The 23,162-nt window shown below is 51.7% G+C and carries 17 protein-coding genes; 14 read left to right on the top strand and 3 right to left on the bottom strand.

Translation table 11 applies throughout. The features are described from left to right. Positions 1-19 precede the first annotated feature (19 nt). From NSQ73_RS14920 to NSQ73_RS14890, 7 genes are all read left to right on the top strand, one after another. Complete coding sequence (locus NSQ73_RS14920; protein WP_340987047.1) at positions 20-1,423, top strand: MFS transporter; 1,404 nt, start codon at positions 20-22, stop codon at positions 1,421-1,423. 17 nt (positions 1,424-1,440) lie between these two features. Further along, complete coding sequence (locus NSQ73_RS14915; RefSeq protein ID WP_445669512.1) at positions 1,441-1,800, top strand: HesB/IscA family protein; 360 nt, start codon at positions 1,441-1,443, stop codon at positions 1,798-1,800. A gap of 242 nt (positions 1,801-2,042) precedes the next feature. Continuing rightward, positions 2,043-2,498 (top strand): GntR family transcriptional regulator, encoded by a 456-nt coding sequence (locus tag NSQ73_RS14910; RefSeq protein ID WP_340987046.1) that lies wholly within the window; start codon positions 2,043-2,045, stop codon positions 2,496-2,498. Further along, positions 2,491-3,180, top strand: coding sequence for an ABC transporter ATP-binding protein (locus NSQ73_RS14905; RefSeq protein WP_340987044.1), 690 nt, complete (start codon positions 2,491-2,493; stop codon positions 3,178-3,180). The genes NSQ73_RS14910 and NSQ73_RS14905 overlap by 8 nt, the downstream gene beginning before the upstream one ends. Continuing rightward, complete coding sequence (locus NSQ73_RS14900) at positions 3,177-3,989, top strand: hypothetical protein (protein ID WP_340987043.1); 813 nt, start codon at positions 3,177-3,179, stop codon at positions 3,987-3,989. Before NSQ73_RS14905 ends, NSQ73_RS14900 begins: the two co-directional genes overlap by 4 nt. A 14-nt stretch (positions 3,990-4,003) precedes the next feature. Further along, positions 4,004-5,260: a hypothetical protein gene (locus NSQ73_RS14895; protein ID WP_340987041.1), complete on the top strand. Its 1,257-nt coding sequence runs from the start codon at positions 4,004-4,006 to the stop codon at positions 5,258-5,260. A 216-nt stretch (positions 5,261-5,476) separates the two neighbouring features. Further along, a complete protein-coding gene (locus NSQ73_RS14890) occupies positions 5,477-6,724 on the top strand; it encodes an MFS transporter (RefSeq protein ID WP_340989278.1) in 1,248 nt (415 codons plus the stop codon). A 161-nt stretch (positions 6,725-6,885) separates the two neighbouring features. On the opposite strand, the gene NSQ73_RS14885 is transcribed toward NSQ73_RS14890, so the two are convergent. Together NSQ73_RS14885 and NSQ73_RS14880 are read right to left on the bottom strand one after the other, a co-directional pair. Beyond that, a complete protein-coding gene (locus NSQ73_RS14885; RefSeq protein ID WP_340987039.1) occupies positions 6,886-7,764 on the bottom strand; it encodes a carbohydrate ABC transporter permease in 879 nt (292 codons plus the stop codon). Between the two features lie 32 nt (positions 7,765-7,796). Beyond that, positions 7,797-8,732, bottom strand: a complete 936-nt coding sequence (locus tag NSQ73_RS14880) for an ABC transporter permease (protein ID WP_445669669.1) — start codon at positions 8,730-8,732, stop codon at positions 7,797-7,799. 139 nt (positions 8,733-8,871) lie between these two features. Here NSQ73_RS14880 and NSQ73_RS14875 point away from each other — a divergent pair, with 139 nt between their 5' ends. From NSQ73_RS14875 to NSQ73_RS14845, 7 genes are all read left to right on the top strand, one after another. After that, on the top strand, positions 8,872-10,635 hold the full coding sequence (locus tag NSQ73_RS14875) for a cache domain-containing sensor histidine kinase (RefSeq protein ID WP_340987038.1): 1,764 nt from the start codon (positions 8,872-8,874) through the stop codon (positions 10,633-10,635). After that, positions 10,613-12,223 carry a response regulator transcription factor gene (locus NSQ73_RS14870; protein ID WP_340989275.1) on the top strand — a complete coding sequence of 537 codons (1,611 nt, stop codon included), beginning with the start codon at positions 10,613-10,615 and terminating at the stop codon, positions 12,221-12,223. Before NSQ73_RS14875 ends, NSQ73_RS14870 begins: the two co-directional genes overlap by 23 nt. A 111-nt stretch (positions 12,224-12,334) precedes the next feature. Next, complete coding sequence (locus NSQ73_RS14865) at positions 12,335-14,062, top strand: extracellular solute-binding protein (RefSeq protein ID WP_340987037.1); 1,728 nt, start codon at positions 12,335-12,337, stop codon at positions 14,060-14,062. Positions 14,063-14,224: 162 nt separating this feature from the next. After that, a complete protein-coding gene (locus NSQ73_RS14860) occupies positions 14,225-15,364 on the top strand; it encodes a hypothetical protein (RefSeq protein WP_340987036.1) in 1,140 nt (379 codons plus the stop codon). A gap of 35 nt (positions 15,365-15,399) precedes the next feature. After that, positions 15,400-18,417: a beta-xylosidase family glycoside hydrolase gene (locus NSQ73_RS14855; RefSeq protein ID WP_340987035.1), complete on the top strand. Its 3,018-nt coding sequence runs from the start codon at positions 15,400-15,402 to the stop codon at positions 18,415-18,417. Between the two features lie 315 nt (positions 18,418-18,732). After that, positions 18,733-20,595 carry a beta-L-arabinofuranosidase domain-containing protein gene (locus tag NSQ73_RS14850; protein ID WP_340987034.1) on the top strand — a complete coding sequence of 621 codons (1,863 nt, stop codon included), beginning with the start codon at positions 18,733-18,735 and terminating at the stop codon, positions 20,593-20,595. Between the two features lie 345 nt (positions 20,596-20,940). Next, positions 20,941-21,243 carry a MazG-like family protein gene (locus tag NSQ73_RS14845; protein WP_197074245.1) on the top strand — a complete coding sequence of 101 codons (303 nt, stop codon included), beginning with the start codon at positions 20,941-20,943 and terminating at the stop codon, positions 21,241-21,243. 99 nt (positions 21,244-21,342) lie between these two features. Here NSQ73_RS14845 and NSQ73_RS14840 read toward each other — a convergent pair whose 3' ends face one another. Next, complete coding sequence (locus NSQ73_RS14840; protein ID WP_336100285.1) at positions 21,343-22,947, bottom strand: M4 family metallopeptidase; 1,605 nt, start codon at positions 22,945-22,947, stop codon at positions 21,343-21,345. Positions 22,948-23,162: the final 215 nt, after the last annotated feature.

Genomic DNA, 23,162 nt, shown 5'->3' with positions numbered 1-23,162 from the left:
TTCCTGGAGGTCTCATTTCATGCCGTCTACACCTCAAAGCATTTTCAGTCCGCATTATTTTGCACTAACCATCGGGATTATTCTGTCCGTGATGGCCGTCGGCTTCGAAGGCCTGTCCGTAACCACGATTGCCCCTTCGATTGCCGGGGACTTGAACGGCCTTAGCCTGTTTGGGTGGATATTCAGTACGTATCTGCTTGCACAGATTATAGGGACTCTGGTCGTCGGTCGAATTATAGATCGAAGAGGACCTGCAGCACCGTTCACTTTCGCACTTCTGTTGTTTATCTTAGGGCTTATCGCCGCCGCGACATCAGGCGATATGTACACCATGATTGGATCACGGGTCCTGCAGGGTCTGGGTGCCGGAGCTATGATGACTTGCGTGTACACTGCAATATCCTTAAGCTACCCGGATGAACTGCGTGCCAAAATCCTCGGAGCATTCGGCACGGCTTATGTTCTTCCGTCCATGCTCGGTCCATATATTGCAGGACTTATCGCAGATCAGTGGTCCTGGCGGTTTGTTTTCTGGGGAATACTGCCAATCCTGATGATTTCAGCACTGCTTAGCTTACCAGCGTTTACGAAATTAAAAACGCAGAAGACGAAAGGAGACAACGGGTCTTCATCGACTTGGATGGCCTTACTGTTAACGCTGGGTACAGGGATTTTCCTGGTTGGTCTAAGCAAGCTTCCGGGCATTATGGGATTTGTTCCAGTCATTATCGGCCTAGTACTTATGGTATTTCCGCTCCGCAAACTGCTGCCGAAGGGAACACTTACGTTCCGAAGAGGCATGCCGGCTATTCTGGCATCACGCGGGCTGTTCTTCGCTGCCTATGCCAGCACACAGAATTTCCTGGTCCTGGCTTTGATTGAGGTTAAAGGAATTACACCTTCTCAGGCCGGATTAATTGTGGCAAGTGCTGCGCTCAGCTGGTGTGTCATTGCCTATCTACAGGGACGGTGGGATTCGGCAGATCTGGGCCGTGGGCGTCATACGAGAATTGTTCTGGGTGTATTGCTGCTTGCCGCAGGGATTGCCATCGTATTTTGGGTACCTGTTGTGACCGTTACGGTTGCAGTTGTGGGCCAGATTATCGCTGGAATCGGCATTGGATTGGCGCATCCGATAAGCGGTGTGGTTGCTTTTTCCCAGACAGGGGAAGGAGGCGCGGGGCAAACCTCGGCAAATCTGCAATTTGCAGATTCTTTCACCCCCGGGGTAATCATCGGGATCGGCGGTTCCATCCTTGTGGTTTGTCAGGCGGGCGGCATGTCACTTCAATCCGGATTAGTGGTAGCCATGGGCTTCCATCTCTTGTTGATCGTCATGAGTCTGTGTGCCAGCACCCGGATTTCGCCACTCGCTGAACAAATAAGCACGGGTATCCCGTCTATAGGTGTGAAGATCAAATAAACCAAGGAGGAATGACGATGATCATCGGGGTCAGTGATAAAGCATCAGAAAAAATCTCCGAAATCTTACGAAGTGCGGATATCCGAAACCCCTTCCTTAGATTGGGCGTTGATGAAGGGGGATGCAGCGGTTTATCCTACAGTCTTGTCGTGGATGAGCAGCAGGCAGAAGAGGATATTGTATTAAATAAAAAGGATTTCAGAATATTGGTTCACAACAATAGTATTCCATACATTGACGGTCTTGAAATTGACTATGAAGAGAGTGGAATGGTAGGCGGCTTCACCATGAACAATCCTAATGCTAAGGTGTCATGTGGATGTGGAGCCAGCTTCAGAATGGCCAATTATCGTGGCGAAGTCAAAAAATGTGATTAAACGGCATGTTTTCAAACAAAAATCTCCTGATTCACCTAGCCATATACAAAATATTCACTAGTAATAACCCCATGCGAAGCCTCTTCTGAAAGTGGAGGCTCGTTCGGGGTTATTTGCAATGATTTTGTTTTTTGAATGGAGAGTAACAATTAATTGACAACTTAATGTATTAACCTCATAATACACTTTGAAGTGTATGTACCGCTTAATACACACACTTGAGAGCATAAGGGGTGTCACTTTTGAACAAAGTCAACGAATGGGCCGGAATCACCTTCAACAGCCGCGATCCTGTCTATTCTCAAGTAGTCCGCCTTTTCAAGGAGAAGATCGTAACCGGTGTTATACAGTCTGGTCAGACCATACCGTCTAGAAGAGAGCTGGCAGCCCTGCTAAAGATTAACCCTAATACTGCTCAGAGAGCATACAAGGAAATGGAGGATCAGCGCTTGATTGTAACGGAAGGCAACTCCCCCAGCCGCATCACTCTGGAGCTGGATGTATTGAGACAGATTCGGGCAGAGCTGCTCGGCACAGCCGTCGAGGCGTTCGTGGCTTCCATTCGCAACATAGATGTTCCACTGGACGAGCTGCTTAATGTGATTCAGCAAAAATACACAGAGGCACAGGCGGGGAAAAGACAGGAGCCCCCGGAAGCCCCCTTTGAGAGTGGACAAGGAGGAAAGAACGATGATTGAGCTCGTGCGTGTCAGCCAAAGATACACATACAGAGAGGTGTTAAAGGACGTCACGTTCACTGCCGAGAAGGGACAAATCACTTGTCTACTCGGACTTAATGGAGCGGGCAAATCAACGGTACTCAAAACGATTATGGGACTGACGCCGATTCATGGGGGGAGCATTCGGATTGATGGCGAACCGATTAGTCAGAATACTTATGAGCGAGTCTCCTATATTCCTGATCATTTGGCGATTCCGGCTTCCATGAGGCTGTCTGACGCGCTTCGGTTCATGGAAGACTTTTATAGCCGCTGGAACAAGGATAGCGCGAACGAACTTATGTGTTTCTTCGATCTTGATCTCAATGAACGTGCGGGCCGCTTATCTAAGGGGACTGCTGCCAAGTTCAATCTGGTGCTTGGTTTGGCTCAAGACTCCGATTATGTGATCATGGACGAGCCCTTTGCCGGAATAGACTTATTCAACCGGGAGAGAATCGCGGAGGTGTTCTCCAGTGAGCTGGTCGGCAACCGCGGCGTTCTACTGACTACTCACGAAGTGAGAGAGGTCGAGTATCTCATAGACAAAGCAGTGCTGCTGCGTGATGGGGTTGTTGCCCGTACTTTTGAATGTGAACAGGTCCGAAGCGAGGAAAGCAAATCTGTCGTTGACGTCATGAAGGAGGTGCTCTTCACTTGAATAGATATCTAAAGCTCGTCCATCTGGAGGTTCATCGCTTCCGGTACGCTCTCTTCAGCCTGATGTTCTTGACGGCGGCCATTCAGATCATCGGACTTGTGCATACTACGCAGGTAAGAGTTAAGGGGTGGAGAGAGACAGCCCGCCTGGGAGAGCATTCTTCACGTAACTTTTCATTTGCCGATGTCATCGGAGATTCGCAGTTCTTGTTTGCCGTACCTATTTTGATCAGCATTATAGTATTGGGTTTATATGTCTTTTTGATTTGGTACCGTGACTGGACCGGCAGAGATAAGTTTGCTTATCGGTTGTTTACCCTGCCGATGGCAAGGCGGAACGTGTACATGGCCAAAGCCACTGCTATCTTTGTATTCGTCTTTGCCATGGTCACATTCCAATTGTTGATGCTACTGCTGGAACGCCAGCTGTTTAACTGGATGGTTCCCTCCGAATACTGGATGTCCTCCCTGCTTGCCGAAGCGGTTGCGTCAAACCGGGTGTTCGTCCTTTTCTTGCTGCCGCCGGATGGGATGCAATTTGTTGTCTATTATGGAATAGGCATTCTGGCTGTCTTTGTTATCTTTACGGCAGTATTACTCGAGCGAAGCTACCACCTGCCCGGTATTGTCTATGCGATCTTGTATGTTGCCGTATGTGGGGCTGCAATCGGAGGCGCAGTTTATCTTAATCTGTATAATTATTTCTATCCTCGAGAGATAACAGCCATCCGTTTCTGCATCTACCTTATTGTGATGGGCTTTACGCTCACACTCGGCTTCAGGCTCGTCTCGAAGAAGATAACTGTGTAGGGAGTGAAAGACTAATGAAACGTTATAAGATCACGGGCGCACTTATTCTGTTAATAATGGCTTCGCTCGGAACTTTCTATGCTTATGGTGCAGAATTACGCCTGCCGGAATATCAGCTGCAGACTATAGAAGGGGATCTGGCCGAAGCATCCAAATTGACTCTGCTCGGGAGTTATGTGGGCGGCAAAGGTTCTTATCCCATAGAAGTATCCACATCGGGCAGCAAGAGATCTGAGCAGACGTTCTGGGATCAATGGATGAAAAGCAAGGGACCATTGGACGAGCAGACTTTTTCCGAGTTTAAAGCGCTGTATAAGGAGCATCCCGGGTTCATGAGGGGGAAGAAGGGTACTGATGGCTATTACTCGGATCAAGACGCACTCATTTTTGCGAAAGCGAGTTATACCCATTCGAAAGATACGGATCAGGAGGGAAAGATTCGCTGGAGTATCGATTCGCTGGATTTGGCAACCGGCAAACAATTCCGTTACGAGGATGAACTGCTCGATTCCGTGCAATATGCTAACGTGATAGACGTACAGAAGACCGGATCAGAAATACACGTTCTTACCAACGTTAATAGAGTAAACCAAGATAATGAGATCATCGACAAGGTGTTCAACGCCGAAACGGGTTCGCCCATTCGCAGTATCCAAGTGCCATTAGGTGAATCCTCCAGAAACGATCGTGAGCTGCGAAAACAGATCATCGCCGAAGAGAAGCCGACAGCGGCCAACCCCCGAGTGCTGTTTTTGGTGAAAGAGAGCAGCAAGCACTGGACTGATGGTAGAGTATCAGCAAGCGATACTATTCCTGAAGTGTTCTCTGAAAGACTTTTTGAGTACCAATACGCTTCTGGAGAAGTGAAGGCATTGCCGCTTGCCGCCGGGGAAGAAGAAAACAGACAGGGGCTTTCGACTCAACATATCCTGGAAGGAGTTACCTATACTACCTTACGCGTATCGGAGGAAGCGGTGACAGTGGACCGCTATGACCTATCAACCGGCCTTGTTCATCCTCAAGTAATTATTACAGCAGGTCAACTCAACAAGGGAAAATTCAGTCAAGCTCAGGCAGCGGACGGACGGATTTATCTGCTGCTGCAAACCGGCGAACCTCTTGCGAACAACAGAATGCCTATTACAGCAGTAGCTGACATAGCTGACGGACGGATTCTCTACCAGGGTACGCCTGCTCCCGTTAAAGCAAATGGAAGACCGGATGACCAATTAGAGGATGCGTGGTTTTTGAATATGAAGATCATGCGATAATCACTCCATCACGGGACGAAGTAAATCCAATAGGATAATTCTATTACAACTGCGGTGCCGAACTTGGTGCCGTGTTTTTTTGTAGAACCTGTTAGCAAATCAGCCGATTTATCTTTAAAGATCCGGGTCTGGTCCGTATAATAAGGAAGGGAAAGGAGACCCTTGCCTATCATTAAGGGAAGTATATTTATGGATCAATAGGAGGTATAAAGATTGATGAGGCCTGAAACAAGCGCAAACCCGCCGAGCCTGTTCCGTAACCGGTTCCTGCAGACAATTCTTTTATCAAGCGTGCTGCTGCAGATTGGCATTTGGGTGCGTAATTTTGCTATTCTCCTCTATGTTGCCGACAGGACCAACAATGATCCCTATGCTATTTCCCTGATCAGCGTAGCTGAATTCGCGCCTATTTTTGTTTTTTCATTCATCGGAGGTACGTTTGCCGACCGGTGGCGGCCGAAGCGGACGATGATCTGGTGCGATTCACTATCCGCAGTATCGGTGTTCGCCGTTCTGATGAGCATTCACTTCGGTTCCTGGGAATCTGTGTACCTGGTGGCCTTCATCTCGGCTATTCTTTCCCAGTTCTCACAGCCTTCCAGCATGCGGTTATTTAAATACCATGTGCCTGAAGAACAGCTTCAGCAGGGCATGGCGCTCTTCCAATCGCTGATGGCCATCTTCATGGTGCTTGGGCCCATGCTGGGCACTTTCGTTTATAGCACCTTTGGCCTGGAAACCTCAATCGCTGTAATGGGTGTTGTTTTTCTGCTGTCTGCGCTCGTCCTTGTTCGTCTGCCCGAGGATCGGATGGAATCCCAAACGGTCAAGGTAAAAGGTCAATTCCGTAAAGATTTCATCGAAGGCTTTCGTTATGTCTGGCAGAGCCAGGTGCTGCGTATGCTCGGACTCGCGTTTATTCTGGCTGGACTTTCGGTTGGAGTAGCTCAAGCACTCAATCTGTTTATCGTAACAGAGCGGCTGGGCCGAAGTGAGGAGTTCCTGCAATATATGCTGATGGTGAATGGAGCAGCCATGCTGATCGGGGGAGGGATTGTAGCCGTCTTTGCCAAAAAAGTACCGCCCCAGCTTCTCCTGGCAATAGGCATGCTGACAGGCGCCGTCTGTACCACGATTGTCGGGTTTTCGACAAGCGTTCCGCTCACGCTGACCATCCAGTTTCTGAATGGGCTTGTTTTCCCTTGCATTCATATCGGGATCAGTACGATGATTCTGAAATGGTCACATACATCCATAGTCGGCCGGGTCAACGGAGTGCTGAATCCGATGTTTGTCGGTATGATGGTCGTTTCCATGTCCTTCGCCGGTGCGCTTAAGAATGCCTTTTCACTGAGTACAATCTTTAGCGGAGCAGGGGTATTATTTCTCCTCGGCGCAATGGTGATGTTGCCGATTCTGAATCAAAAAGCGCCGGATCATACCCCTGCTGCACAAGAAATATAATCTCACGGATAAAGATGGTGTACTTACTTTATTCCCTTCTGATATTGTGTGCAAGATGCGAAGCAGCATTCCCCGTTATCGGAGAATCGCTGCTTCATTGACGTTTTACGGGTGCTGCATAAACAGTTCTTAATGGGCTGTAATCCCTGTCAGGGTTCAACCTACTCCTTAACGGCACCAAGCACGATACCCTTGACGAAAAAGCGCTGGAGAAAAGGGTAGACCAGCAGGATGGGCAGCATGGCGATGAAAATCTGCGCGGATTTGACGCTCCGGTTGGAGAGCGTTTGCAGATCCTCGAAGCGGATACCGGTCTTACTGAAGTCCTGCACAACGACGATAGTCTGCAGCAGCGTGGCGAGGGGCCAGCGGTCGGGCGAGGTCATATAGAGCATGCCGTCAAACCAGGCATTCCAATGGCCCACAAGGGTGAACAGGGACAGGGTGGCGATGGCCGGAAGCGACACGGGAAGATAAATCCTGGACATAATCTGGAAGGAGGTTGCACCGTCCATAATCGCGGCTTCATCCAGGTCGCGCGGCAATGCCCGGAAGAAATTCATCATCAGGATGATATTCCAGACATTGACCAGGCCCGGGAGGATGAAGATCCAGAAGGAGTTGATCAGGTTGATCTTCTCCATCAGGATATAATGCGGGACGAGCCCGGCGTCGAAGATCATAATGATCAGAAAGAACCATACATAGAAGTTCCGGCCCCGGAATTCCCGGGAATTCCGCGAGAGGGGGAAGGCGGCAAGCACCGTTACGCACATGGCCAGTACCGTGCCGACAGCGCTGCGCAGCACCGAGATTTTAAGTGCCGACAGGAAATTACTATTCTCGAAGGTACGCAGATATCCATCCAGCGAGAAATCCACGGGAATCAGTCCGACCAGGTTGGAATCAGCCGCAGATTTGCCGCTGAGGGATACCGCAAAGATATGAACCAGCGGCAGCACGCAGACAACGGAAATCAACACAAGGAAAGCGATATTGAACAGATAGAATACGCGGTAGGTGGGATTTTTATAGTACATGAGGCCGTTCCTCCTTCAAATTGACAAGCATGTCAGAAAATCCGGTAATTTGCCCACTTGTAGGCTGAATAGTAGCCTCCTCCAATCATGATGAAGCCGATCACCGACTTGAACAGGCCGACGGCGGTGGATAGGCTGTATTGGCCTTCCTGGAATGAACGGTAGACATACGTATCAATAATGTCGCCCTTGTCCAGCACCAGCGAATTGATCAGATTATAGATCTGGTCGAAGTTGGCGTTCAGCATGTTGCCGAGCGACAAGGTGAAGACCACAACGATGATCGGCAGCATCGAGGGGAGCGTGATGTAGAGGGTCTGCTTCATGCGGCCCGCCCCGTCAATCTCCGCCGCTTCGTAGAGCGCGGGATTGATGCCGGACAGTGAAGCCAGGAAGACGATGGCGCTGAAGCCGAATTCCTTCCACAAGTCACTTAGAATAACGGTGAAGCGGAACCAGTTCCCTTCACTGAGGAACATCACGGGCTGCATGTGGAAGAAGCTGAGCAGCTGATTCACTATCCCTTCCAGGGACAAGAGATCAAGGAGAATGCCGCCCAGAATCACCCATGACATGAAATGGGGCAGATAGACCAGGGTTTGAACCGAACGCTTAAGCCCCATCTGGCGGATTTCGTTGAGCAGAAGGGCGAATATCACCGGAACTACGAGCCCGAAGGCAATTTTGAGACAGGAGATAATCAGTGTGTTGAGAATGACCTGCCGGGAATCATGCATCGAGAAAATCAGCTCGAAATTGCTCCAGCCCACCCACGAAGAGCCGGAAATGCCCTGCCAGGGCTTGAAGTCCTGAAAAGCGATGATGATGCCCGGCATAGGGGCATATTTGAATATCAGCGCGATGATGACGGCTGGCACCAGCATAAGATGCAGCCTCCATGTGGCGGCAAACTGCCTGGCTATTGTGCCGGTTCCGGGATTGGCCTTGGGAGCGGCATTGGCCGCCATATCTGTGCCTGGCTTCATACGGGTCTCCTCCTAAATGTCCGCCGCTTGCGGATTCTACAACCATATTAGGCTTGACAATCCTGAACTGTACAGATATAGATATTTAAGGTAACTGTCAATTTGTTAAGGGGGTGCTGCCATGCGGAGATACCGGCCGGTATTTGTCAAAATCACTGCTGTTATTTTTATGCTGATTTTGCCAATGGCTCTGCTCTATACGTATTTCAGTGAGAAGAGTCTTGAAGTCATCGATGGACAGATTACAGATAACAACGAAAGCCGCTTGTTTTTCCTGAAGAATCAGATTGAGTCGAACATCGACCGGTTGTCCTTATCCTCCAGTGTGCTGACGAGAGATTCCTCCATTACGGATTTGCAGCTCAATCTGCTTACCGAGGATTATTATCAGACGCTATACTACCAGACACAGGTCAAGGAAAAGCTGCAGCTGCAGAGCCTTTCCAGCAACTGGCGCAACGATCTGTCCGTCTATTTGCCGGAGAGCCGGCGACGTATATCCACCAATCCGGGCGACACGTTCGACATGAAGGAGATGAAGCTGTCTCCAGCGGGTGTATGGAGGCTGCATCCGGGCACCGGTGCGGTGAATCCGTATTATCAGATGTTCGTCTGGGACCCTTATCTTTCGCAGGAGCAGAACCAGGAGCCCGTTGCTGTATTCGAGGTACGGTTCACGGTCGACAATATCCGGCGGATGCTGGGTGACTACAAGCAGGATAATCCGGGCAAAGCTTTTCTGCTCACGGCTTACGGTACAGCTTACGGCGCGGCATCCGCAGACGATGCCGCCGCAAGGGAAACCGGGCGCCGGCTGCTCAAAGACCCGATGGAGGAATCCGGACACCGGAGCCTTGAAATCGGCGGGGAGGATACTTTTATCAGCTATGCATATCTGCCCTCCCTAGGCGCCTATCTGGTGGATTATGTCCCGCTTGATGTTATTCACGCACCGATTGTGCAGAGCCGCAGAATGTTCTATCTCAGCTTTGTTGTCTTGGCCCTGCTGGCGCTTATTGCCTCTTATCTGCTGTACCAGCATGTGCAGAAGCCGGTGTCAGAGGTGGTTAAGGGCTTGCGGAGCTTTGAGCGGGGTAATTATTCCTTTCGCATAAGAAAGCGCTTTAATAACGAATTTGACTACATGCGCCTGCGGTTCAATGAGATGGCCGAGCAGACCCAGCATTTGATCAATGACGTCTATGAGGAGCAGAACCGTTCAAGGCTCGCAACACTGAAGCAGCTGCAGTCCCAGATTCATCCCCACTTTCTGTACAATTGCCTCTCCTTCATCGCCGCCTGCGCCAAGGCAGGGGAAACGGAAACGATCCGTGAGATGGTCTATCATCTGGGTGATTATTACCGCTATACGACACGGGTGGAGAACCAGCGTCCGCTCCTGGAGGAAGAGGTACAACAGGCCAGGAACTATCTGCATATCTACGCCTTCAGACTGGAGCGTCTGGATTTCGGGCTGAATATTCCGCCTGACATGCTGGCTGAGCCTGTCCCCCGTTTGTTTCTGCAGCCTGTAGTTGAGAATGCCATTATCCATGGTGTGGAGCCGCAGCCGGGAGCGGGAACGATACAGGTCACAGGTGTACAAGAAGGGGAGTATAATCTGCTGCAGGTTGAGGACAGCGGGGCGGGCATGACGGAGGAGCAGATCGCCGGCTATTTGAAAGAGCTGGAGCTGCCCATGAATGAGCAGACAGGCTGCGGCCTGTGGAATGTCAATCAGCGTCTGAAGCAGCAGTACGGTCCGGGGTCCGGCATCAGGCTGGACGCCTCGCCGGGTCTCGGCGGTTTACGGGTCACCCTGCGCTGGAAAAGGGAACATGAAGGAGGACAGCCAAGTGAAAATGCAGCTGATGCTCGTAGATGACGAGCCGATGATTCTTAAGAGCATGGTCCAGAATGACTGGGCTTCCGCCGGTGTGGAGCATGTGTATCAGGCAGCATCCGGTCTGGAGGCGGCAGAGCTGCTGAAGCATCATCCGGTCGATATTGTGGTCACGGATATCCGCATGCCCGGAATGGATGGTTTGGCCTTATGCAAGCATGTGCATGAGCATTATCCAAGAACCCGCTGTGTGCTGCTGTCAGGCTTCGGCGAATTTGAATACGCCCGGCAGGCGATTGAGCACCGGACGGTAGGCTATCTGCTGAAGCCGGTCAAGGATGAAGAGCTGCTGGCCGAGGTGAAGCGGGTTGCCGCCGGCCTCCGCACGGAATGGGAGCAGATTGCTTCCCAGGAACGGGCGCGGCGGACCTTGCACCAGCATATGCCGATGCTGCGGTCGGGATTTCTGAATGATCTGCTGTCAGGCCAGCTGCCGGAGACTAGAGCGTTAGCCGAGCGGTTGAAGGAGTATCAGTTACCCTTCCATGCGGAGGATTCGCTGCTGCTGGTGATGGTGCGGCCCGAGAAGGTATTCGGCAGCGGAGAAGAACCGGATGCCCTGCTGTTTGAATATGCGGTGCGGAATATTGCCGCAGAGATTCTGGAGCCGGACTGTGATGTCTGGCACTGCCGCGATGCCTATGGCTATCTCGTCTTTGCGCTGCGCAGCCGGAAGCAACCGCAGGAGATGGATGAAATGGAGGTGAAAGCTCTGCATACCAAGGCACATGAACTGCAGCTGAAGGTGTCCGGCCTGCTCAAGGGGCAGGTCTCGCTTTTGCTGAGTGAACCGCTGCGCTTTCCCATGGAGCTGGCGCAGGTCTACCGCAAATCACTGAACGAATTCCGGAAAATCCCGCGCAGTGAGCAGGAATTCCTGGCTCTTGCAGGCGGCAACCGGACGGTTGACCGCACCTTGACCTCACTCTATGCGCCGCCCGCATTCCTGCGGCTGATGGAGGGAGGCCGGTGGGAGGAGGTGCGCAGCAAGCTGGCCGCCATTGTCCGCGAAATGGAGGAGAAGCTGCTCGATTCCGAAGAGCATCTGGCCGAGCTGTACCATACGCTGGTGAGCGCTTTTCTGGCCATTGCCCACCAGCAGGGAAAGACCCTGATGGAGGCGACATCCGGGAAGGGAGAGATTGGTGAATCAGCCCGGATTATGCGCAGTGCCGGCACCATTGCGGACTGGGCGGAAGAGATATTGTCCTGTCTTGCGCAGTCGGAGAATGCGGAATACAACGATCACAAGCGCCAGCTGCTGGCGAGAATCCACCGCTTCATCGAAGAGAATCTTGCCCGGGATGTCTCCCTGCAGAGCATTGCCGACCACGTGAAGCTCCATGCGGTATATCTGTCCTCCATGTACAAGCTGGAGACGGGCGAGAATCTGAGTGATTACATTATGCGTTACCGGATGGAGCAGGCGGCGGTGCTGCTGCGCTCTACGGAGATCCGGATTTATGAGCTGGCCGCCCGGCTGGGCTTCCAGAATCCTCCGTATTTCAGCAAGCTGTTCAAGAACTATTACGGGATTACGCCGCAGGAATACCGGGAACGCCTGCTGTAACAATGCTTAAGAATTTAGCATATCACCTTAAATCTTTCTCTCTTACTCCCGTGAAAGCGTTGTAATAAGATGAATGCGTCAGAGATTACAGGAACACAGGGAGGCTCTTGCATGAAGAGGACAAAAAAAAGGTTCGCGCTGCTGCTGTCGGCAACGCTGCTGCTGTCGCTGCTCACAGCCTGTTCACCGAACAGCAGCAACGGGGCTGCCGGCACAGCGCCGCCGTCATCCGCCCAGCCGTCTGCGCCTGCTGAGGCGGAGGGAGACGCTGCCCGGATTGAAGGGATCAGGGACGGGACATACCGCTTCGATACCCCGGTCACAATTACTACGGTTACTGCCACGGATTCCAGCTTTAAGTACAAAAACGGGGAGACGCTAAGCGACAATGTGCATACCCGTTGGGCGAAGGAGCAGCTGGGGATTGATATCCAGCATCTGTGGGAGGTGCCCGGCGAGCAGTTCGCCACCAAGATGCGGCTGATGCTGACAGCCAAGCAGGAGCTGCCGGATGTCGTCACAACGATGGATATCGGACTGATGAATGAGCTGATCGAATCCGGAGCCTACAAGGATGTTTCAGCCGATTTCGACAAGTATGCCTCGGACCGTGTGAAGGAGATCTTCAGCTCCCACCCGCTGATCTGGAGCCAGGTGACCTTTGAAGGCAAGCATATGGGCCTGCCTTACTTCGCCAACGCCGGGAACGATAATGCTGTCATGTGGGTCCGCCAGGATTGGCTGGACGCACTGGGCATGCAGGCACCGGCGACCTTTGAGGAGCTGGAGGCCTTCATGCAGGCGCTGCTTGATAAGAAGCCGGGCAATACGGATTCTATCATTCCGCTAGGCGTGAGTCTCGGCTCGGGCGGCGGCCACCCGAATCCGCTGGCAGGCTGGCTCGGGGAGAGCACCTGGATCTTCGGGCCGTTCGGAACCGTCCCTTACCAGTGGAACCAGGGCGCGGACGGTAAGCTGGTGCACGGTTCGACCGTACCGGAGATGAAGAAAGGCCTTGAGGTAATGCGGAACTGGTACCAGAAGGGCTATATCTCCAAGGAGGCCGGGCTGCACGATGAGAACAAGCTCGCTGAGCTGATTGGCCAGGGACGGGTAGGGGTTGTGGTGGCTCCATATTGGCTGGGCAGCTGGCCGGTTCCGGACCTGCAGAAGAACGTGCCGGGAGCGACAATGAAGCCGTACCCCATTCCCGCTGAGAATGGCAAGGCGGGAGCGCGGGATACCACGTTCCTGAAGGGAGGGATGCTCGTAAGGGAAGGCTTTGAGCATACCGATGCTCTGTTCCTGTATCTTAACCGTCTGTTCGCCGGAGTGGACAAAGAACCAGGCAGCGAATTCGAGCACGGCTGGGCCGAAGACTATGACTATACCCTCAAGGCGGACGGAACAGTCTCCACAGTTAGCGAGGATATCCCCGGAGGCTCGGTAGGGGTCTACAAATACTTCCTGTATGAGCCAAAGGACCCGTTCAGTGTGCTGCAGCAATCCGCAGACAAAGGGGATTTGCTGGAACAGGGAAATCTTACAGACGCTGAAGCTGCGGCTCTTGGCAATCCCGATATTCTGAAGGCGGCGCAGATCGTCGTCGATGGATGGGCCAAGGACAGCTACTGGGCGCCCAAGTTCCTGGGTGCCAGTACACCGGCGATGCAGTCCAAGGGAGGCATCACGACCAAGCTTGAAGGAGAGGCGATCATGGCGATCATCTACGGCCGCAAGCCGCTGGAGGATTTCGATACATTCGTCAAGGAATGGTACAGCATTGGCGGAGAGCAGATGACGAAGGAAGCCAATGAATGGTTTGACAGCACGAAGTGACGGGCGAACCCAGCAGGAGTTATCCGGGCTAAAGCTGCCTGCTACTGCCGGAGTCTAGCCGGAAGGAGGAGGAGAAACGGACGGGAAGCCGGGATCATCTCCTCCTTTTTGCTGCCTGGTGAATATGCAATGTATACCTGTTAAGGAAGGTGGGAGAATGCGGTGAAATGGACAAAAAGCAGAGCCGCCGCAGCTTCGGGTGTCCCGCTGTGTCTGGCCGTTATCCTGCTGTTAAGCGGAAGCGGAGTCCCGGAAAGGCTCGTTGGGCCTGAGGGAAAGGAGAATGCTTCCGCCAAGGCCCAGGGCATAACGGAGCGGATGGCAACGGACGCCGAGGTGGCAAGGATCAACGGGCATGCAGTGACGGCGGCGGAACTGCAGTATGCGATGGGACTCCAGCGTACGAAGGTGATTGAATACTTCCGGGATACTTACCATCAGGCGTATGAAGGGAACTTCTGGGAGCTGGAGATTGGCGGGGTGAATCCGCTGGAGCTGCTCAAGCGTGAGGCGCTTACGTCCTGGACACGAAGCCGGATTCTGCTGGAGATGGGTCATGAAGAAGGGCTTGTTGACAGCACGGACTTTGACGGGCTGCTCTCTGAGATGGAACGCGAGAACAAACGGCGGGCTCAGGCAGCGGCTGCCGGGATAGCGGTGTTTGGTCCAGCCGAGCTGGATGAAGGCAGCTTCATCCCCTACTATCTGAGCAATCTGGAGGTTGCGCTTCGGGAGAGGATGACAGTGCCTGGGGAACACGGACGGGATGATGAACCGGCACGGGAGGATCAGGTTAGCAGCATTCCTGAGGAACAAGAGCTTACGTTTACCCGCATTTCCATAGCATACCGGAGCAAAGGGCAAGGTGTAGCGGATAACAAGCCGGGAACACAACAGCTTCTGTCTGAGGTGCGTCAGCTGCTTCTTGAGGGCAGAAGCCCGGAAGAGGCGGTTTCAGAACCGAGAAATGATAACGCTTCCTTTCCTGGCTTGACTCTAAGCAGTGAAAGTCTGGACAGCACTAACGCCAGAGTGTATTTCCGCGAGCAGGGCCAGCTCTATGCCTGGCTGACCGGAGAGCGGGAGTCCGGCGAGGTCAGCCCGGTCATGGATGAAGGCTTCACCGGGGAATGGGTAATGGCGGTGCTTGGTGATGTAAAGCCGCAGAAGCCCGAAACAGCAGCGGAGGAGCGGAACAAGAAAGCGGCGACGGAGACAGGCTTCGGGCGGGAACTGGAGCAGCGAATCCGTTCCGCCCGGATTGAACTAACGGAGCCGGGATATTCCGGCCTGCAAATGTAGTAGCTTACCATTCATTACGGGAGGTTTAAGCGAAGATGACAAGAAAACCATGGCATCAGATGAACAAGCTGATTTTGGCGGCAATCCTGATTCTCGCATCTGTTCTGTCCGTATTAGTCCCGTCAACGGTCCGCGCAGACGGTACGTCCTATTATGTCGATTCGGCTGGGGGCAGCGACAGCAACACAGGCAGCTCCGAAACACAGGCCTGGAAGACGCTGGACAAAGTGAACGCCACAGTATTTCAGCCTGGAGACCGCATTCTGTTCAAGGCGGGCGGGGTCTGGACGGGGACACTGTCACCCCAGGGCTCGGGCAGCGAAGGCAGTCCGATTCAGATTGACCGCTACAGCGAAGGGGCTAAGCCGCTGATTGCGGGGGGAGGGGCCGCCGCTGCCGTATATTTTTACAATCAGGAGCAGTGGGAGGTCCGCAATCTCGAGATTACCAATAATGCAGCCAGTCCGGGCGAGCGCAGAGGCATTCATGTCAGCGGCAGCAGCGGAAGCTGGACCAATCCCAAGGTCTATAAGCATTTCGTGTTCGAGAATCTCGACATCCATCAGGTCAAAGGGACGACGGCCACCGATTATGTGCATAATGGCGGAATCATCGTCTGGGGTCCGGACTGGGATCTGCATGTGTCGGATGTGGTCATCAAGAATAACCACATCTATTCGCTCGACAGTGTAGGGATCTATCTGAATGGAGCCCAGCGCACTTACTCCACGGGGCTTAAGGTGCAGAATAATGTAATTAACGATGTTGCTGCCGATGGTGCGGTTGTACTCAATACAACGGGCGGCCTCATCGAGCATAATGTAGTGTACGATACCCATGTCCGCGCGTCCGGGTATCATGTGCCGCTGTGGGTATGGGGCACGAAGGATGCGGTCATCCAGTACAATGAAGTGTACAACACTGCCCCCGGCGGCGACGCGATGGCCTACGATGCGGATTATAACAGTGACGGCACTATTATCCAGTACAACTACAGTCACCATAACGCAGGAGGTATGGTACTGGTCGTCAATGACGGGACAGCTGCCTCCAATTATAATACCAATGCGCTCGTCCGCTATAATATCAGCGAGAATGACGGCGGGGCGGTGTTCAATCTGAACGGCCCGGTCAGCGGCGCGAAGTTCTATAACAATACGGTCTATCTGCCGCTCACTTCCAGCACCAAGGTGGTCAATTACGGCTTTTGGGATGGCTATGCTTCAAATACGGCCTTTTACAACAACCTGATCTATAATCTGGGCACCGGGGGATACCAGTTCGGCTCCAGCACCGGCAACATATTCGATAATAATCTGTTCTACGGCAACCATCCATCCAGCGAACCGGCTGACCCTCACAAAATCACCACTGATCCGAAGCTCGCTTCGCCAGGCTCGGGTGGCATCGGACGCGGCACGCTGGCCGGTTATCAGCTGCTGAATACCTCTCCGGCCATTGGCAGCGGCAGAATCATCAGCAGCAACGGCGGCAGCGATTATTTCGGCAATCCTGTTCCGGCAGGCACTACCCCCAATATTGGGGCCTACCAGGGAGCGGGACTGGACCCGAACAATCTGCCTCCGCTGCCGCAGCCGCCTTCCCAGAATAATCTGCTGCTTAATCCGGGGTTTGAGACAGGTGATTTCAGCAACTGGCCGCTCCATTACAATGGAGCTTCTATCGTGAATACCGGAGCGCACAACGGTGCCTACGCTGCGGCACTTACCGGCAACTATGCCGGAATGGAGCAGAACATTGGCGGCCTGCATCCGAACACCATGTATAAGCTTTATGCTTACGGAGCAGCCAGCGGCGGCGGCTCAGCCGTATTCGGAGTCAAGAACCACGGCAACGCCGAACAGAGTGTCTATATGACTGCAGCTGATTATACCCGCAAGGAAATTACATTTACAACAGGGGCCTCCAGCACTAGCGCTACAATTTTTCTGTACAAAGCCGGAGGGGCGGGGCAGGTGATGTTCGACGATTTGGAGCTGATTCAATTCAGCGCATCTCCTGCCGGTCCAACCGAACCGGTGTTCACCGAAGGAGGAAGTGACGAATTCAGCGGGGCGGCTCTGGGCAGCCAATGGACCTGGGTGCGGGAGAACAGTGCAGCCTGGTCGCTGACGGCCAATCCCGGCTCTATGCGGATTACTGCCGAGAACGGAGAAATCGCAGAGGGGGCTGCAACGGCCAAGAACCTTCTGCTCACCGGAGCGCCTGAAGGGGACTGGACCCTCGAGACTAAGCTGACGGGATTACCGGCGTCCCCATGGGCCCAGGGCGGACTGATTGTCTATGAGAGCGATGCGACCTTCGTCCGGATTACCCGGATGTACGGCAACGGCAACGAATTCCAGTTCACTGCGCAAAAAGACACCGTGCGGCAGCATGTCGAAACTGCCGATACCCTGGGATCGGCGGTTTACCTCAGACTCGTAAAGACGGGCAATACGTACAGCGGCTTCTATTCCGCTGACGGTGTGAGCTACCAGCAGGCCGGAGCGGATCAGACAGTGGAAATTGCGGAGCCGAAGATCGGCCTGTTCACGGGAGGCGGTACAGGATTTACGGCGAACTATGATTATTTCCGGTTCATTCCCGTGGAGACCGAACCGGAACCGGAGCCGGTCAACCTGCTGCAGAATCCCGGCTTCGAGAGCGGTGATTTCACCGGCTGGGCAGTCCATTATAATGGTGCTGCGATCTCAGACACTGCCCCGTATACAGGGAACTATGCTGCCCGGCTGAGCGGGCAGGCTTCAGGCATGGAGCAGACGGTCTCCGGCCTGCTTCCGGACACGACCTACAGGCTGTCCGGCTTAGGACAAAGTGCAGACGGTGGTGTAGCGGTATTTGGAGTCAAGAATTACGGCGGCACATTCACGGATGCCTGGGGCTTCGAGCAGGGCACAGGATATGTGCACAAAGAAATTGAATTCACAACAGGAAGCGCCAACACCAGCGCCACGATTTATCTGTATAAAGGCAGCGCCGCCGGTGAAGTCCATTTCGACGACCTGGTGCTGTCGGCGGTGCAGCAGTAGAAGCCAAGGTAACACAATAGATCAACAACCGTATTGAAGCGGTGAAGTGGATTACGATAATTCCGGTATAACCGGCAATCAAAAGGGACGGTTCTTCAAGTCACTTCAGTGACTTAAAGGACCGCTCATTTTAAAAAAAACGAGGCTAACAAACCGAAAGTGGAGACAATCTATCATAATTTTATTTAACACCGGCTTTCAGTTTATTACTCAGTATGGATCAACTTTATATTAGGATTAATCATTGGATTGATGGAAGCGCTGCTATATACTTTCATTGTAAAATCAATGTCAGTATATTAAGGGGCTGCAGCAATGAGAGAACTTAAGGGCAAGCATGTCGTTCTTCATGATAATGATCTGACACGCAGGGAGGAAGCAAACCGGCGGTATTTAATGAAACTGACAAATGATAATCTCCTGTTTAACTATAAAGTAGAAGCGGGAAGATATCATGGCAGAGATATTCCAGAGGATGCACATGGGGGATGGGAGACGCCAGTCTGTCAGATCCGGGGACATTTTCTTGGACATTGGCTGTCTGCGGCAGCTATGCGGTTTCATGAGACCGGCGATCTGGAACTCAAGCTCAAAGCGGATCTCATCCTGGACGAGCTTGCCGAATGCCAGAAGGACAACGGTGGACAATGGGCAGCGCCTATTCCGGAGAAATATTTACACTGGGTTGCTCAAGGTAAAGCGATATGGGCTCCGCAGTATAATATCCATAAGTTATTTATGGGACTGGTGGATATGTACCAATTCACCGGCAGTCAACAAGCGCTCGAGGTGGCCGATCGTTTTGCAGACTGGTTCGTCACATGGAGCACTACCTTCACCAGAGAGAAATTCGATGACATTCTGGACATGGAGACAGGCGGGATGCTTGAGGCTTGGGCGGACCTGCTCCATATTACAGGGAATGCTAAATACAAGACCTTGCTGGAGCGTTATTACCGCAGCAGACTTTTCCGCCCGTTACTGGAGAACAAAGACCCTTTGACCAACATGCATGCCAACACCACCATTCCTGAAGTACTCGGCTGTGCCAGAGCCTACGAGGTCACCGGCGAACAATGCTGGATGGACATTGTCGCTGCCTACTGGAAATGTGCTGTCACGGAGAGAGGCGCTCTGGCAACTGGCGGAAATACGGCAGGCGAAGTGTGGATGCCCAAAATGAAGATCAAAGCACGCCTCGGGGATAAGAATCAGGAGCACTGTACGGTTTATAATATGATTCGTCTGGCAGAGTTTCTTTTCCGGCATACATCAGATCCGGCATATGCGCAGTATATTGAATATAATCTGTACAACGGTATTATGGCTCAAGCCTACTACCAGGAATATCATCTGACCGGCAATCGGCACGACAATCCCGGAACAGGGCTGCTTACCTATTTTCTGCCGATGAAGGCAGGCTTACGGAAGGATTGGAGTTCGGAGACCGATAGCTTCTTCTGCTGCCACGGAACAATGGTACAAGCCAATGCAGCATTGAACAGAGGCATTTATTATCAGAATCACAACGATGTCTATGTATGCCAGTATTTCCATTCAGAGCTGACCACAGAGATCAATGGAGAGAACGTCCGCATTCATCAATCTCAGGATCATATGAGCGGAAGCATGCTGAACTCTTCGAATACGGCAGGACAGCAGGAATTGAATGAGATTACAGCGCTTCACGAGAATCTGCCGAATTATAAAAAGTATGATTTCGTCATCCATTCTGACTCTTCTAGTGAATTTGCCATCCATTTCCGGATTCCGGACTGGATCCTGTCGGAAGCCGTCATCTATGTGAACGATCAGCTTCACGGGAAATCTGCGGATCATAGTGCATTTTATACCCTGCTGCGGAATTGGAAGGACGGCGATCGAGTCAGTATCATTCTGCCTGTCGGTATCCGCTTCATTCCTTTGCCGGACGACGAACAGACAGGTGCGTTTCGTTTTGGTCCTGAAGTGCTGGCTGGGATTTGTGAGAATGAGAGGATTCTCTTTACACAGCTAGATGATGTTGCCTCTGAGTTGATCATGGAAAATGAACGGGAGTGGGGCAGCTGGCGCTATTTCTTCAAGACGGCCAATCAGGACCCGGGAATTCAGCTGAGAAGAATTCGCGATATCGGTTATGAACCCTATCAAGTGTACTTCACGGTAAAAAAAGCTTAGGTCCTTATTGTTGAAATAACCACCTGCGTAAGTTATAGTGGCTGACCATCATTATAGGCTGCTTGAAAGGATGCCATGATTAGTGGCATCTTTTTGCGCTGCAGATTGGCCATATGAGTCAGCAGCAGCCCGTTCGTACCATAGTATCTTAAAGTCACCCTGCGCTCAAATCGCATAGAATTCTATATTTTGGAATGTTAAACTTTTTGGTAAGCACTGTAGATATAAATGGTGATCGGGAGGATTGTTGTCTGAAATACAAGAATAATCCTGCGGAGCTGCTTGAAAGGGTTGAAATACTGTTTTTTGTACATGAAAAATATTTGTAGAATAGGAGAGAATACAATGATTGATTTATTACAATTACAAAAAAGAGTTTATCAGAATAAAGTTGCGAAAGGATTTAATGTTACAGATATTTTCCAGGAATTCTGTTTCATATATGGCGAATTATCAGAGGCTTGCGAAGCTTATCTGAAAAAGAAAGACGATTTGGGCGAAGAATTGGCTGATGTTGCACTCTACTTAATAGGACTTTCGGAACTTCTGGGAATTAACCTGGAAGAAGAGATCATACATAAAATGGAGAAAAACGAAAAAAGAATATACGAGAATAAAGATGGTGTGCTTACAAAAGTAAAAGAATAATATATAGATTTCCTGCAATATGATTTTCAGCAGTTGATCGATCCCTTTTACACCAAACAGGCCAATGATCTTGAGGATCATTGGCCTGTTATTCTGTTCTTAGTAGACGCCTACCGCATTGTAAGCTTTGGTTACGGCAGTTACTTGAGCCGAGCCTGCTCCAAACAATTCCGTAGCCGATTGAATGATTGCTGTGCGTGCAGCAGAGAAATTGGATGAGGTTGTAAGATAATATACAAGTGCATTGTAATAGATTTGAACGGCATCCTCACGGCCGATACCTGTGACCGTTACACCGTTAAACGTACCGCCTTGGGCAGCCAGATAGAAAGCTTTGTTATTAATCCCGCTGTTCGTATGCACACCGCCTTCATCACCGGTACCGGTATAGCGGTCGCTGTATTTGTCAGGCTGTCCGTACAATGGGGGATTAGCCAGTGAGCGGAGTGCGTCACCCGCTACACCCGGTGTATATACTTTATCGCCGATCAGCCAGTTCGCACCTTCAATTGAATTTCCGATAATGTCGGAGAAGGACTCATTCAGTGCCCCTGGTTCTCCGTAGTATTCAAGATTGGATGTTTTCTCAGTTACACCATGCGTCAGCTCGTGGCCCACAACATCCAAGTCACCGGACAGCAGTGTAAAGGTAGATCCATCTCCATCACCGAAAACAATTTGCGCACCGTTCCAAAAAGCGTTGTTATAGGAAGTATAGTAATGGACGGTGGAACGGATCTGCAGTCCGTTGTTGTCCAGGCTGTTGCGGCCGAAATGCTGGAGATAATAATCATAGGTTCTCTCAGCATACGTGTGGGCATCAACCGCGGCTTTGTCTGTCCAGACATTGTTGGTGCTGGTTAAGAGCGTCCCCGGAAGAGAGGTCTTGTTTTTGGCGGTATAAGTCACAATGCCCTTGCCGCGGGTACTGTCATAGAGCTGATAGGTTGAACCCGAGAGGCGTGTCTCGAACGTTTTGGTATCTCCAAACACTCCAGTACCCGTACCCGTCAGGTTCTCTAAAATATTATATTTGAACAGTACGCTGCCATTCTCCGCAGAAATGAAGTACCGTATCCGCAAAGGCTCGGGCTCCAGAACATTCACTTCCGTTTTATAGGCTAATTTAGGTTCTCCGTCAACGATGAAATAATATAAATCCGCTGTAGGAGTAACTTGCGGCTCACCAAGCGGTCCATGTTCCAGCGTGGCATCCTGCTCGGCTGCCAGAATGGCATCTGCTCCGGAAATGGTTTGGAGCTGAATCAGCGGCTGCGGAATCGTCTGGTATACATCTTCAACTACGCTTCCCAGCAGGGAGGTAACGTTGCCGGCTTTGTCGATATGCAGAGTTTGATCAGCTCCATATACCGGTATCCCCGAGATATACTGGCTTAACCGGTAGTGCTGGCTGCCGGTCTTGCTGTTTGTATTTTGCTCTGAAATTTTGAATTTCCCCCGAATATCCTCTTTAGCCGAAAGATGCAGGTTACCTTTAACACTTTCAAGATATCCCCATACTTTGTCCTCAGAAGCGGAGCCAGCAGGAGCTTTCCAGGATTGGTCCGTAATCGAAATAGGGGACGAGCCTGAGAAGAGCTCGACAGGATTATTGCGTTCATTGTTTTCAGCAGCAGTGCCCACCGAGGCAAAGGACCCAAGTGCTACAACACCTGCAAGAAGTGAAGCTACAGTCTTTTTCATAATTAATACTCCTCCGATCAAAATGGTTGGTTTTAAGTTATGCCGGGTTCTTGTAGACATCCTTTTATCTAGCCTGTGTACTCAAGCTGCGATCTGGGGTGCAAGGACTTAGGCGGCGAACAACCTTAAATGTACGGAGGGAGAGAGTGTGGAGACGGCAAAACCCCTTTCATGAAATTTACAACTACACTCTTGTTCACAGGCCCCCAAAATGG

The sequence above is a fragment of the Paenibacillus sp. FSL R10-2736 genome (genome assembly GCF_038000245.1).
GTDB classification, from domain to species: Bacteria; Bacillota; Bacilli; order Paenibacillales; family Paenibacillaceae; genus Paenibacillus_AQ; species Paenibacillus_AQ phytohabitans.
This window is presented reverse-complemented; position numbering and strand designations above follow the sequence as displayed.

What these genes read in the sequence shown, in the direction of transcription:
- NSQ73_RS14920 (WP_340987047.1), top strand. Translation starts at nt 20, where the DNA reads ATGCCGTCTACACCTCAAAGCATTTTCAGTCCGCATTATTTTGCACTA.
- NSQ73_RS14915 (WP_445669512.1), top strand. Translation starts at nt 1,441, where the DNA reads ATGATCATCGGGGTCAGTGATAAAGCATCAGAAAAAATCTCCGAAATC.
- NSQ73_RS14905 (WP_340987044.1), top strand. Translation starts at nt 2,491, where the DNA reads ATGATTGAGCTCGTGCGTGTCAGCCAAAGATACACATACAGAGAGGTG.
- NSQ73_RS14895 (WP_340987041.1), top strand. Translation starts at nt 4,004, where the DNA reads ATGAAACGTTATAAGATCACGGGCGCACTTATTCTGTTAATAATGGCT.
- NSQ73_RS14890 (WP_340989278.1), top strand. Translation starts at nt 5,477, where the DNA reads ATGAGGCCTGAAACAAGCGCAAACCCGCCGAGCCTGTTCCGTAACCGG.
- NSQ73_RS14885 (WP_340987039.1), bottom strand. Translation starts at nt 7,764, where the DNA reads ATGTACTATAAAAATCCCACCTACCGCGTATTCTATCTGTTCAATATC.
- NSQ73_RS14880 (WP_445669669.1), bottom strand. Translation starts at nt 8,732, where the DNA reads ATGGCGGCCAATGCCGCTCCCAAGGCCAATCCCGGAACCGGCACAATA.
- NSQ73_RS14875 (WP_340987038.1), top strand. Translation starts at nt 8,872, where the DNA reads ATGCGGAGATACCGGCCGGTATTTGTCAAAATCACTGCTGTTATTTTT.
- NSQ73_RS14870 (WP_340989275.1), top strand. Translation starts at nt 10,613, where the DNA reads ATGCAGCTGATGCTCGTAGATGACGAGCCGATGATTCTTAAGAGCATG.
- NSQ73_RS14865 (WP_340987037.1), top strand. Translation starts at nt 12,335, where the DNA reads ATGAAGAGGACAAAAAAAAGGTTCGCGCTGCTGCTGTCGGCAACGCTG.
- NSQ73_RS14855 (WP_340987035.1), top strand. Translation starts at nt 15,400, where the DNA reads ATGACAAGAAAACCATGGCATCAGATGAACAAGCTGATTTTGGCGGCA.
- NSQ73_RS14850 (WP_340987034.1), top strand. Translation starts at nt 18,733, where the DNA reads ATGAGAGAACTTAAGGGCAAGCATGTCGTTCTTCATGATAATGATCTG.
- NSQ73_RS14845 (WP_197074245.1), top strand. Translation starts at nt 20,941, where the DNA reads ATGATTGATTTATTACAATTACAAAAAAGAGTTTATCAGAATAAAGTT.
- NSQ73_RS14840 (WP_336100285.1), bottom strand. Translation starts at nt 22,947, where the DNA reads ATGAAAAAGACTGTAGCTTCACTTCTTGCAGGTGTTGTAGCACTTGGG.